Raw genomic sequence first — 12,928 nt, forward strand, 5'->3', positions numbered from 1 at the left:
GGGGAAGGGGCTGTCAGTCGATCACGATGTCCCGGGTGAGCTGGCCGTTGCTCTCCCAGTACGTCCGCTTGTTCACGAGCAGCGGGTCGTCCGCCGCCGGCTGTACGTTGCCGTCCGCGTCGATCGCCCTCGAGACGATCGCATGCCGCCCCGGAGAGGCGTTCCAGTCCTTGCGCCAGAACGTCCACGTGTGCGGGTCGCCCTGGCCTTCGCCCAGCGTCGCCGCCTCCCACGGCCCCTCGTCCACGCGGACCTCGACGGCGGCAATGTCGGCGCCCCACGCCGCCCCGTGGATCGCGTGCGCGTCACCGCTGCGCGTGACCTTCGCGGGGACGGAGTTGATGTTCACCCGCCCCACCGAGGTCTCCGTCCACACGGTCTCGCCGTCGCGCTCCTCCGCCCGGAGCGTCACGTAGTCGCGGGCCATGAACTTGCCCATGAAGCGCCGGTCGCGGAGTTCGATCCGCGTCAGCCACTTCACGTTCGCGATCCCGTACCAGCCGGGGGCGATGACGCGCAGCGGGAAGCCGTGCGCGTTCGGCAGCGGCTCGCCGTTCACCTCGTACGCAAGGATGATGCCGGGGTCCATCGCGTCCTCGAGCGACAGGCTGCGCGCGAAGTTCTGCGTCACCGTGTTGCCCCGGATCTCCTCCTCGCCCTCGTCCGCGCCGAAGAACACGACCTCGATCCCCGCCTCCTGGACGCCGGCTTCCGCGAGGACATCGGCGAGCCGGGCCCCCGCCCAGCGCGCGTTGTGCACGCCGCCGATGAACGAGGGACGGCCGCGGTTCCCGGAGCACTCCAGCGTGAACACGACCTCCTGACGGGGTCGCTCCCTGAGTTCGGCGAGATCGAAGGTGCGCGGCCGGTCGACAAGTCCCCCGATCTCGAGGCTCCAGTCGCTCTCCGCGATCACCGGCAATCCGTAGTGCCCCACGCGGAACATCTGGCTGACCGGCGTGATCCAGGAATCCAGCTCTTCCCAGTTCAGGATGTTCATCCGCTCCGTGAGCCCCGGGTGCGGGCGCTGAACCCACGGGATCACCGCCTCCTGATCGAATCCGGCGAGCCAGCCGCGGAAGATGTCCGTCGGCAGGACCGCGAGACCGGCGGCCGCCGCCCCGCCCCGGATCAGCACCTGTCGTCGTGGAATCGCGTTTCGCTCGCTCATCATGTCAGACCTCGCCTCGGGTGTGCCGCGTATCTCGTCGTCTTCTCTCTCGTCCACGCAAGCTCGGGTCCGATTAGCTGTCGGAGCAAGGCATCCGCCGTGGCGGCGCCGCTCAGCGACCGGGTCTCCAGGCGGATTCTTCGGAAGCATCCGCCGGGCCGATCCTGCCTTCGGCCAGCGCGAGCAGTTCGTCGGGCGAATGGGGGCGTCCCCGCGCGAAGACGAACCAGACGTCGCGGGCAACCCGGACATCCTCCAGCGGGTTCCCTCTCACGATCACGAGATCCGCGAGCTTGCCTTCCTCGATGCTGCCGAGTTCGTCGTCCACGCCCATCGCTCGCGCGCCGTTGATCGTCGCGATGCGGAACACGTCCGCGGGCGGGACCCCGGCGCGCGCGAACGCGAGGAGTTCGCGGTGAACGGCGAACGGCGACCAATAGTCTCCCCAGCTCGGGTGATCCGTGCCGAGCGTGATCAGGTCGCGTCCGCCGCCGTCGTAGAACGCCTTCAGCGTGCGGCGCTTGATCGGCGACATCTTCGCGAACGACTCGTTCACGGGGCGGGGCGGCCGCGCCTCGACGATCTCCCGCATGTACGGCGTCAGGAAGCGGTGTTCGTCCGTCCAGTACTCCGTCATCTCCGGGTCGTGCGGTCCCCAGTACCCGTAAATGGAGAGCGTGGGGTCGAAGTACACGCCGCGGTCGACGTAGAGGTCGATGATGTCGCGGAGCGCGTCTCCCTCGAAGTCGTCGAACTCCTGCAGCGAGGCGTAGGCCGTGCGGTCGGCCGGCATCATGTCGCCGCCCAGGAAGTGCTCGACGCGGTCGATGCCCATGAGGATCGCGTCGCGGGGATTCACCGTGTTCCCAAACCCGGAATCGAGATGGCCGGTCACCGTGAGTCCGTGCTCGTGCGCCTGTTCGATGAGCACGGCGAGGTGATCGGGCCGGATCCCCTTGGCCTTGAAGCCGGCCGCGCCAAGCGACGCCCAGTGATCCACCTCGTGACGGATCGAGTCGGGCGTCATGGCGTCGTCGTCCCAGCCCCGGCGCCACGAGCCGAAGTAGGGGCCGGAGTTGAGGAGCCGGGGACCCCTGCGCTCGCCGCGCCCGATGGCGAGCCGCAGCTCTCGCATGCGCATCGGGTTCAGCTCGCCGGCCGGGAAGGTCGTCGTCACGCCGTTGGCGAGGAAGAGTTCGGGATAGGCGGCCGTCTCATCGACGCGGCCATCGCCGAACAGGTCCACGGCGTAATGGGCGTGAAGGTCGAAGAACCCCGGGAGGATCGTCGCCTCCCGCTCGAGGTTGATCGTGATCGTGACGCCGGCGGTATCCGGCGACTCGCCGATCGAGATGATCCTTCCGTCGCGGATCGTGATTCCGTCGTTCTCGACGAGCGTCCCGGCATGCACGTCGAGCCACCGTCCGCCCTCGATCACGTAGGTCGCGTTCTCATCGACGAGATCGACGAAGTCCAACACGAGTCCCTCGCACCCGGTAAGGGTCACGGCCGCGCCGCCCAATCCGAGGGTGAGAAGCATCCATCTGCGCCGCATCTTTCTTCTCCGAACCATCGATGGCACCTCTCGCTCGGTACGTGTCGCCTTCGAGCCGCCCGAATCGCGGTCGACCGGTCAACATACGATGCGCGCGGGGTTCTCCACGACGGAGTCGATCCTGTTACTGTGAGCCGTCATCACGCGGCTGCCATCCGAACCGGATCGGAGTTCGACACTGCACGAACCGAGCGCGACGCTCGCCAATCCCCCGTCCGGCCTCACGGGACGCACGTCGATGCGCCCCGCGGCGGTCGTGGCGCTCATCGTCGTCTCGCACACGACGATCGATGCGTATACCGCGTTCCTGCCGCCGCTGCTGCCGCGGATCATGGACAACCTCGGTCTCTCGATCACGCTGGCCGCGACGCTGTCGACCGTGCTCTCCATCTCGACCGCGCTCCCGCAACCGGCCTTCGGCTACCTCGCCGACCGGTTCGGGAGGCGCGCCTTCCTCGCCGCCGGGCCGATCGTGGGGGGTGTGTTCATCTCGCTGCTGGGGATGGCGCCCAGCTACTTCGTCCTCCTCCTCCTCCTCACCGTGGGGGGACTGGGATCGGCCGCCTTTCACCCACCGGGGGCGTCGCTCGTCGCGCGCGCCGGGGACGGCCGGGGAAGCGGAGTGCGCATGTCCGTCTTCTCCTTCGGGGGGGCGGTGGGCTTCGCCCTGGGGCCGATCAGCGCCGTCGCCATCGTGGGCTGGTTGGGCCTCGCCGGTCTCTGGGTCGCGATGATTCCGGGAGTCCTGCTCGGGACCGCCCTCTGGTTCGGTGCGAAGGGTCGGACCCGGGTGGGGACGGGGACTCCGCCGCCTCCCCCAATGGAGGTGCTCCGCAAACTCAAGGGGCCGCTCGGTCTCGTGTTCGGGATCTCCGTCGTCGGATCCTTCGCGCAGAAGGCGGTCCTCACCTTCATCCCGATCATCGCCCACCGCGCGGGCGAGAGCGAGACGGCGGGCGCCGTGGTGCTGAGCATTTATCTGGGCGCCCAGGGCCTGGGGACGCTCGCCTCCGGCTTCCTCACCGACCGGCTCAACCGGCAGCACCTCCTGGCTGCGATCAGCGTGCTCGCGGTGCCCACGCACATCCTCGCGTTCACGCTGGCGCCGGCGAGCCCCGCCGCGATCGTGATGGCCGTGTGCGCGGGCTTCCTGAACATGGCGCTGCTGCCTCCGATCGTCGTCGTGGCGCAGGAGATCCTGCCCTCGGGGACGGCCGTGAGTTCGGGCATCGTCATGGGGCTGGCGTGGGCGGTGGGGACGCTGGCGATTCCCGTCGTGGGCGGGTTCGCGGACGCGTTCGGGCCCGTCGCCGCGACGGCATGGTCGATGCCGCTTCTGCTGCTCGGCGCACTCTTCGCCATGCAGCCGTCGCTTCGTCCCTACTGTAGAGCCCAATAGAGCCCAATGATGGCCCGATCGAACCCACTTGGCGTCGTGTTGGCGGGCATCGTGCTTGCCGCGTGCGGACAGTCGCCGTCGGCCGACCCGGCCGACCTGATCCTCGTGGACGGACTCGTGATCACGCTCGACGCGGAGAGCCGCGTCGCCGAAGCCGTCGCGGTTCGGGGCGAACGCGTGATCGCTGTCGGGTCTACGGTGGCGGTCGAGGCGCTCGCGGGCCCGGAGACCCGCCGCATCGACCTCGCCGGGCGCGCGATGACGCCGGGGCTCATGGACGCGCACGTCCACTTCGCGAACGGCGGCGCGAACCGCCTGTACCGCCTCGACCTCAGCTATCCGAACGTGGAGAACATCGCGGACGTACAGGGCCTGGTCGCGGAGCGGGCCGGCCGGCTGTTCGAGGGCGAGTGGGTGCGCGGCGGCGGTTGGGACGAGGGGAAGCTCGAGGAGTTGCGCTACATCTACGCCTCCGACCTCGACGCCGTCGCCGCGGGGCAGCCCGTGTGGCTGGCGCACACCATGGGCCACTACGGCGTGGCCAACTCCCTCGCCCTCGACATGGCCGGCATCACGGCGGACACCCCCGATCCGCCCGGCGGCACGATCGACCGCGATGCCGCCGGGCAGCCGACCGGCGTCCTGAAGGAATCCGCCATGGGGCTCGTGACCCGGCTCATCCCGCCGCTCGGACCCGGGGAGCAGCGCGAAGGGATCCGCGCGCTCGCCGACGCCTTCAACGCCGAGTGCATGACGGGCGGCAAGGAGCCGGGAATCGGCCGCCGCGGGTGGGAGGCCTACCGCGATGTGCTGGCCGATGGCGACCTCACGGTCCGCATCTTCGTCCTGTGGTCCGGCCGCGACGGGACGCTGGACGAGGTCCGCGCCTACGCCGACAGCCTCGCGACCTTCACTCGGCCCTGGGAGTCGACGGGGGATGACCGGCTCATCCCCGGCGGCGTCAAGCTGTACAGCGACGGCAGCGGCGGCGCCCGCACCGCGTGGCTGTACCAGGACTGGAACCGGGACCGCACGGAGACCGACGCGGGCAACCGCGGCTATCCGACGATGGACCCCGACGAACTGCGCCGCCGCTTCCGGGCCTATCACGACGCCGGGCTCCACGTCTCGATCCACTCCATCGGCGACCGCGCGATCGACTGGACCGTCGACGGCTTCATCGAAGCGCTCGAGGCCACCCCCACCCGCGGACTCCGGCACGGCATCATCCACTCCAACATCCCCACGGACCGGGCCCTGGACGCGATGGCCGAACTCCAGCGGGAATGGCAGGCCGGCTACCCGGAGCCGTCCCCCACCTTCACGTGGTGGATCGGCGACACCTACGCCGGGAACTTCGGGCCGGAGCGAACCCTGCGGCTGAACCCGTTCCGCTCCTACCGGGACCGGGGCATGATCTGGGCGAGCGGCTCCGACTTCTTCGTCACCCCCTACCCGGCGCGCTACGGCGTGTGGGCCTCCGTCGCCCGCCAGCCGCTGCTCGGCGTCTACGGGAGCGATCCTTACGGCGCCGCCGAGTCCGTCGACGTCGAGACGGCGCTGCGCTCGTTCACGACCTGGGCCGCGCACCAGATGTTCCTGGAGGAGAAAGTCGGGACGATCGAACCCGGCAAGTACGCGGATCTTGCGATCTGGGACCGCGACCCGCTCACCGTCCCGACGCCCGAACTGCGCGACATGTCGTGCGAGATGACCGTCTTCAACGGCGAAGTCGTCTTCGACCGCGCCGCCCTCCGCGCACCGTGACGCGCGCTCCAGGCGGTGCGGCGGCGGTCCCGCCGTGGAAAGGACAACGAATGCGACCTCGACCACTCGCGATGGAAAGCCCCATCCCGGAGGGTTGGCGGCCGGACCTTCACGCGACGCTCCTCTTCATCGTGCGGGGAGGTGAAATCCTCCTCATCCACAAGAAGCGCGGACTCGGCGCCGGCAAGCTGAACGGGGCCGGAGGCAAGGTCGACCCCGGCGAGAGCACGCTGGAGGCGGCGATGCGGGAGTTTCAGGAGGAACTGCGCGCGCGGCCCGTGGCGCCCCGGAAGGTCGGCGAGGTGGCGTTCGAGGTGCTCAGCGGCATGTCGATCCTGATCCACGTGTTCCGGGCGGACGCCCTCGAAGGAGAGCCGGTCGAGACCAGCGAAGCGATCCCCATGTGGACGTCCGTCGACGATATCCCGTACGACCGGATGTGGGAGGACGACCGCCACTGGCTGCCCTACGTCATCGAGGACCGCCCCTTCGAGGCCTACGCGCGTTTCCAGGGCGACGACATGGTGCACTGCCGCGTAGTCCTCTTCTCCGACCCCGAGCGCCTACCCTGGGAGTCCCGCTGAAGCACGCGCTGTGACCCCGCGCCGGGATACCGAGTCTTCACAGGAGATGAATCCGACCCCGACTGTTTCACGTCGCCCGGCCGTTGGCGCGCTCGCCGCGCTCGCGCTGGCGGCATTGGCTCTCCCTCGGAGCGCCGTGGCGCAGCAGCCGGTAGAGATCGCGGGACGCCTCCTGGACGCCGGCACCGGAGCCCCCATCTCGACGGCGCTCGTCTCCATCCCCGCGCTGGGCATCTCGACGCTCACCACCACGGACGGAGCGTTCCATCTCGTCGTCCCCGCCGGCTTGCACACGTTCGAGATCCGGCACATCGGCTACGGTACGCGGACGACCGAGGTCGAGGCGCCCGACGGCACGCTCTCGCTGGAGATCCGCATCGAACCAGCCGCGATCGAAGTCGCCCCGCTCGAGGTCAACGTCGAGTGGAGGCCATCGTACCTGGAGCAGGTCGGTTTCTACGAGCGCCGGGCGCATGGCCTCGGCAGATTCTACGATCCCGAGGACATCCGCCGCGGGGGTGACCCTCTGATCGTCGGCTGGCGAAACATGAGCGAGCGCATTTTCGCCATGAACCGGGTCAACGTCTTGGGGTGCGCTCCACAGATCATCATCGATGGCCGCCGGGACCGCGTTGGCCTCATGACCGGGCTCGCCCATCACCGACTGGGAGGCGTCGAGGTCCACGGCGAGCCGCACAAGGTGCCAGGCCTCGAGCCACTGATACGCGCGGCGGGCGAGAATCCGTTCTGCCCCACGGTCATCGTCTGGACGCGACAGTGGCTGACCGCGGCCGAGCTTGAAGAGCGGCGGATCGTTCTCTGCGAGCCCGGCCCCACAACGGAACGGACGCCGCTCGTGGTGGAGGGGACGGTCACGGATGCGCTGACCGGCATTCTCCTGCCCCGCGCGACCGTGACGGCCTGGATCACGGAACCGGGCGGCCGGCGGCGCGAGAAGGAGACGACCGCCGACGACAATGGCCGCTTCCGCTTCTGCGACCTCGATCCGCGGATGAACGTGAGCATCTGGGCCAGGTTCGCCGGCCTCAGCGGCGAACTGGCGCCGGTGGCGGGCGAGACCGCCCCCGTGACGGCCGATACGGCCGCCGTGACGCGGGATCTGGTGGTCCCCATCGCTCGTCACGGCCATGTTGCCGGCCGCGTCTTCGATCTCCAGCGAGGCGAACCCGTGCCGGGGGCCGAGATCAGGCTTGCGACGGCTGACGCCGCGCCGGCCCCCGGCGACCGTGCCCCGCCCGCGGAGGCCGGGTATCCGACAACGAGCGACGAGCACGGCCTCTTCGCGATCCCGGACCTGGTCCCCGGGGACTACCGGCTCGTCGTATCCCACCCCGACGCCGGTGTCGCCGCGGACACGATCCCGGTCCACTCCGGTTCGACGGTGGATGTCCGCGTCGAACTCGACCCCGCGCCACCTCCCGCACCCGACTCCGTCTCGCCCGTGGCGGGGCGGCGGATCGTGGCCGAGCGGCGGCACCCGCTTCTCATGGAGGTCGGTTTCTATGAGCGCAGGCGGGAGAGCGCGACGCGCGGCCGCGGACACTTCTTCACACCGGAGCGGATTCGGGCCCTCGCCCCCACCCGCCTCACGGACCTCCTCACCGAGGTGGACGGCCTGCGCGAACTCTGCCCGCGACAGACCTGCCGCCCCGTCTCGCGACGGGCGCGGAGATGTGCCCACATGTCCGTCTACCTGAACGGCGCCCTGGTCATGGATGGCCGCGCCTGGGACTTCGAGCGGGGCGGCGTGGACGATTTGGCGGCTCCGCACGAGGTCGCCGCCATCGAGGTCTACCTAAGGTCCGTCTCCCTGCCCGGCGAGTTCACCGCTCCAGCCGACCGCTGCGGCGCGATCGTCATCTGGAGCGGATAGCCCCGACCGCGACCCGGGACGGTTGGCGCCGTTCAACGCGGATGCCCGGATCGCCTACGGTCTATCCGTAGCTTGAGCCCGCAGGGCGGCGACCCGCTCATCGGTGGGGGGGTGGGTGGTGAACAGGGAGGTGAGGCCGCGCCGGCGTCCGGCGAAGGGGTTCACGATCGCGAGCGAGGCGCCGGCCGGGTTCACGTCCATCGGGATACGTCGGGCGCCGGACTCCAGGCGTTTCAGCGCGCCGGCCAGACCCATGGGGTCGCCCGTGATCTCGCCCCCGGTGCGGTCGGCCTGAAACTCGTTGCGGCGGCTGATCGCCATCTGGATGATGACAGCGGCCAGCGGGGCGACGATGGCCATGACGAGCATGCCGAGCGGGTTGTCGCCGTCGTCGCGGCCCCCGCCGAAGATGAAGCCCCAGCGGGCGATCGAGGCGATCATGGCGATGGCGCCCGCCATCGTGGCCGCCACCGTGCCGACGAGCATGTGCCGGTGCTTGATGTGGGCGAGTTCGTGCGCGATCACGCCGTCCAGTTCCCGGGGCGGGAGCGCCCGCAGGATCCCCTGAGTGAAGCAGACCACGGCGTGCTCCGGGTTACGGCCCGTGGCGAATGCGTTCGGCTGCGGCTGCGGCGAGACAGCCACGACGGGCGCCGGCAGGCCCGCCCGCTTCCGCAAACGCTCTACCCGGTCGTAGAGGTCCGGCGCCTGCGACCGGTCGACGACCTGCGCCCGGTACATGCGCAGGACCACCCGGTCGCTGAACCAGTACATCCCGAAGTTCATGGCCCCGGACAGCACCAGGAAAAGGACGGCGCCCTGCTGCCCGAACAGCATCTGGCCGGCGAACACCAGGAGAACCGTCAGGCCCACCATGAGGCCGAAAACTCTAAACATCCGTGAACCCTCTCTATCTCACGTTCCGGACCGACTCATCCGTCGCTCGCCGTACTGCTACACCTCAAGCTCCGGGTGGGTCACGCTGCCGCCGCGATCAGGTCGCAGAAGACGAAACCATCCCGTTCCACGACCTCGCCGCGCACGACCGGGATCGGCCGGGGCAGGATCGGGCCGTCCCAGACGAACGTATGGAACTCTCCGTTCTCCCCGCATGGGTCTACCCCCTCCGGAAGATCGGCGATGAACGACGCGTCGAAGGCGCGGCCCGCGAAGGAGGCGTCCAGCACCGCCGGGTTGATGCACACCGCAACGGCCTCGAACCCATCCCGGATGAAGGAACGCGCGAGCGCGGCGGTAGGTTGCTTCCAGATCGGGAACAGACATTCCATCCCGGCGTCGGCGAGCTGCCGTTCGCGATACTCGCGTAGATCCTCCAGGAAGATGTCTCCGAAGGCCACGCGACGGATGCCGTCCTCGTGGAGTCGACCGAAGGCCTCGCCCATGGCGCGTTCGTAGATCTCGTTGGAGGACTGCGGGGGGACGACGACCTCCACCAGCGGGATGCCGATGGCCGCTGCCTGATCCCGCACGAGCGCCCGCCGCACGCCGTGCATGCTCACCCGGTCGTAGGCGTCGGTCACGGTCGTGATCAGGGACTCGACCCGACAGGTGCCGGACTGCTGGAGCGCGTGCAGGGCCAGGGCGCTGTCCTTGCCGCCGCTGAAGCACATCGCGATGCGTTCCCTCACCCGACGCTTACTCCAGCGGTCACTCCAGGACCGTCGCCCGGAACGCCCCGGTCAGGACGCGGCCCTCGCGTTTCACCTGAACCCAGACCGTGTACTCGCCGGGCTGCGGGAACGCGAACGGAAACTCGACGACGCCGGTGGGAGAATCCGTCCCGCCACCCGCCATCGGCGATCCGGCGGGCGCGAGCACCGAGAGCGACCCCATCGAGATGGTGCCTGCGGGGTGCAGGTGGACGAACACCGCGCCGTCGTCCCGCGTGAGCGCGGCGTGGCTGAGCATCCCCATGTAGGGCTCCAGTTCGGCCGGCTTCTCGTCGGGATCCCAGAGCCTGAATGCGAGGACCGTCTCCTCGTCGACGCGAAGTTCCTGGTTCCCCTGCCATTCGAGGATCGAACCGTCGTCGAGCCGTGTCTCCGAACCCGGCCCGGAGAGGGCGACCGGAACGCCCGTCCACGCCGAGTCGTCCGGGTCGCGCGACAGGCTCGTCGGCGCCCCTGACCGCAAGTCCTGTGCTTCGGGGGCGGCGGGGGCGGCAACGGCCTCCCCGGGGACCACGTCTCCCTCCGAAACCGCCAGCGCGGCCGCGTCGACCGTGATCGTGTCGACGACCGTCTGCGCGAAGCCGGACTCCTGGACGATGTCGCCGTAGATCCGGTACTCGCCCGGCGGCAGATCCGGCCACGGGACGCGGAAGGTGGATGAGTCCACGGGGACGGGGTGCACGTGCGCGAACGCGTCCATGCCCGGCGCGCCGACCACGAACAGGTGCATCAGCTTGCCGTGGTCCGGCACGAGCGGGCTCCAGTTCCGGCCCCCCCAGGCGGGATCCGTGATCGTGATCTCCAGCGCGGCCGTCCCGCCGTCGCGCACGATCGCGCCCTCCACCTCAAGGCGTTCGAAGATCCCGCTGCGCACGTCCCGGTCGACCGCCTCCCACCACGCGTTCCCCAGGTAGAGGAGGCCCGCCATCCCAACGGCAGTCAGGGCCATGGCGATCCGGGCGTGACGCCGCTGCCGGGAGCCCGCCGTCTCCCCCGCCGGCATCTGGCTCTCGCGCACCGCGGCCCCCGTGATCGAGACGACGCCGGCGACGAGGAGAAGCCCCAGCGCGGCGAGGATCCACCCGAGCCCCGGCGGGAGGTCGCGCACGCCGAGCATGACGGACGTCACCGGCACCGAGACCTCGCCGCTCCCGCGGCTTCCCTCCACCGCGACCTCCACCCGGTAGGCACCCACCGTCATGAGCCACAGTTCGGCGGCGTACAGTTCGGGGTCCCCCGCCACGGGCACGGCCTCGTCGGGCGGTGGCGCACCGCCTTCCGGGGCCGCGTCCCAGCGAACGGGGCGCACGGTCACGCGGCCCGCCCCGCCACCCGACACGCGGACGGAGATCTCCGCCAGCCCCGGGATGACCTCGGGGGGACGGATGACGACGGAGACGGGGTAGGGACCCGCCTCGCCGGAGAAGAACACGTTGTTGCTCCCGACATGCCCCGTCGCCACGACGTAGAGCCCGACCACGAACGCCGCCGCGCGCGTCAGCCGGGCGGCCCCTCCGCGCGTCGGTCGGACGGCCCGGCCGCGTCTCACCGGCGGACGCGCAGCCACCAGTTCCCCAGCCACAGGCCCGAGCGGGCCGAGACGAACGCGATCGGCAGCGCCCACCACGCCACGGACAGGAAGCGCGAGGCCGAGAACTCGCCCCCGAGGAACGGGCCTCCGTGCCAGAACACGTTCTCCCAGTTCCCGGGCGCAGCCGTGTAGCCCCACGTGTTCCCCTGGAAGAAATAGTTCCGCGCCCCGTCGGAGAGCATGAAGTCGGCGAACACCCACTGGATCGCGCCCAGGATCGCCACGAAGGCGACGCCGCCTACGGCCGCGATCCGCCAGTCCGCCGAGGCCCGCTCGGGCGCCTCGCCCGGGGCCGAATGCCGCAGCAGCAGCAGGTCGATCACGATCGCGGGCGCGAACAGGAGGAGCGGGAACTCGGGTGCCACCATGTGGGTGACCGGGCGCAGGATCGGCGCCAGCATCGGCTCCGCCGGGAAGAGCGGCAGCACCCACATCATCGCCAGCGAGACGCCCGTGTAGAGCAGCGTCGCGCACGTCGCGGGCCAGCGCATCTGCCCGGCGCGGCCGATGGCGAAGAGGAGGAGGGGGAAGAGCGCGGCCATGATGAGGTGGAACGTCGCCCCGTGCATCTGGTTCGGGAACGTGTACTCCATGAGCAGCACGGAGAGCGACAGGATCAGCATCGCGGCGCTGAACACGTACGCCCACGCGAGCTTGCGCCGACCCGTCTCCGAGGCGCGGTTGTGCCATGACAGCGCCATCAGGAGGGCGCCCACCTGGATCGCGTAGATCCCCAGCGCCAGGACCACGTGGGGCGGACTCAGGATCTCGACGTCGAGCCCGTACGCGTTGTGCCACCAGTCGTCGAGCGGCGCGGACGCGAGCATGGCGATCGCGCCCCAGATCGCCACCCAGGCCCCGAGCGGCGCCCGGAACCCCCACAACCGCACGGAACGCCCGACTTCCCGATCCGTCCCGGAAAACGTCGTCTTCAGCGCGAGCCACCCGCACGACAGCCCCGCCGCCAGCCCGCCCGCGTACACCAGCAGGTGCGCGGGCGTGAAGAGCGTGTCCCGCCCGACGGTCCGGTGCCAGGAGATGTCCCACGTGATGCCCACGATCACGGCCGCCGACGCGAACAGGACCGCGCTCAGATACCACGGGATGCTGTCGGCCGACTCCGCCGCCGCCTCGCGCTCCGTGAAGACCGAGGCCGGTGCTACCGTCGATTCCATCGCGTTCCCCCGAATTCCTTCCTCCCGCAGCGGGCTGCTTGCCGAGCCGCGGGCTATCGACACATCCGATCCGCCGCCCGAAGATAGGTCTGGTTCAACCG

The 12,928-nt window shown here is 70.1% G+C and carries 10 protein-coding genes; 4 read left to right on the forward strand and 6 right to left on the reverse strand.

What is annotated here, in order from left to right:
* Positions 1-13: 13 nt before the first annotated feature.
* Together OXN85_12005 and OXN85_12010 are read right to left on the reverse strand one after the other, a co-directional pair.
* Complete coding sequence (locus OXN85_12005; GenBank protein ID MCY3600680.1) at positions 14-1,174, reverse strand: sulfite oxidase; 1,161 nt, start codon at positions 1,172-1,174, stop codon at positions 14-16.
* Between the two features lie 109 nt (positions 1,175-1,283).
* On the reverse strand, positions 1,284-2,726 hold the full coding sequence (locus OXN85_12010) for an amidohydrolase family protein (GenBank protein ID MCY3600681.1): 1,443 nt from the start codon (positions 2,724-2,726) through the stop codon (positions 1,284-1,286).
* Between the two features lie 238 nt (positions 2,727-2,964).
* On the opposite strand from OXN85_12010, the gene OXN85_12015 reads away from it, so the two are divergent.
* The 4 genes from OXN85_12015 (at position 2,965) to OXN85_12030 (ending at position 8,370) form a co-directional block, all read left to right on the forward strand.
* A complete protein-coding gene (locus tag OXN85_12015) occupies positions 2,965-4,125 on the forward strand; it encodes an MFS transporter (protein MCY3600682.1) in 1,161 nt (386 codons plus the stop codon).
* 6 nt (positions 4,126-4,131) lie between these two features.
* Positions 4,132-5,892: an amidohydrolase gene (locus tag OXN85_12020; GenBank protein ID MCY3600683.1), complete on the forward strand. Its 1,761-nt coding sequence runs from the start codon at positions 4,132-4,134 to the stop codon at positions 5,890-5,892.
* A 50-nt stretch (positions 5,893-5,942) separates the two neighbouring features.
* Positions 5,943-6,476 (forward strand): 8-oxo-dGTP diphosphatase, encoded by a 534-nt coding sequence (locus OXN85_12025; protein MCY3600684.1) that lies wholly within the window; start codon positions 5,943-5,945, stop codon positions 6,474-6,476.
* A 136-nt stretch (positions 6,477-6,612) separates the two neighbouring features.
* The gene (locus OXN85_12030) at positions 6,613-8,370 is read left to right on the forward strand and encodes a carboxypeptidase regulatory-like domain-containing protein (GenBank protein ID MCY3600685.1); all 1,758 of its coding nucleotides are present in this window, start codon (positions 6,613-6,615) and stop codon (positions 8,368-8,370) included.
* A gap of 54 nt (positions 8,371-8,424) precedes the next feature.
* Here the strand turns inward: OXN85_12030 and OXN85_12035 are convergent, their stop codons facing one another.
* From OXN85_12035 to OXN85_12050, 4 genes are all read right to left on the reverse strand, one after another.
* On the reverse strand, positions 8,425-9,267 hold the full coding sequence (locus OXN85_12035; protein ID MCY3600686.1) for a zinc metalloprotease HtpX: 843 nt from the start codon (positions 9,265-9,267) through the stop codon (positions 8,425-8,427).
* Between the two features lie 80 nt (positions 9,268-9,347).
* Positions 9,348-10,019, reverse strand: a complete 672-nt coding sequence (locus OXN85_12040; GenBank protein MCY3600687.1) for an adenine nucleotide alpha hydrolase — start codon at positions 10,017-10,019, stop codon at positions 9,348-9,350.
* 19 nt (positions 10,020-10,038) lie between these two features.
* The gene (locus OXN85_12045) at positions 10,039-11,610 is read right to left on the reverse strand and encodes a hypothetical protein (protein ID MCY3600688.1); all 1,572 of its coding nucleotides are present in this window, start codon (positions 11,608-11,610) and stop codon (positions 10,039-10,041) included.
* Positions 11,607-12,827: a hypothetical protein gene (locus OXN85_12050; GenBank protein ID MCY3600689.1), complete on the reverse strand. Its 1,221-nt coding sequence runs from the start codon at positions 12,825-12,827 to the stop codon at positions 11,607-11,609. The genes OXN85_12045 and OXN85_12050 overlap by 4 nt, the downstream gene beginning before the upstream one ends.
* Between the last annotated feature and the right edge of the window lie 101 nt (positions 12,828-12,928).

The sequence above is a fragment of the Candidatus Palauibacter australiensis genome, from assembly GCA_026705295.1.
Classification (GTDB): Bacteria; Gemmatimonadota; Gemmatimonadetes; order Palauibacterales; family Palauibacteraceae; genus Palauibacter; species Palauibacter australiensis.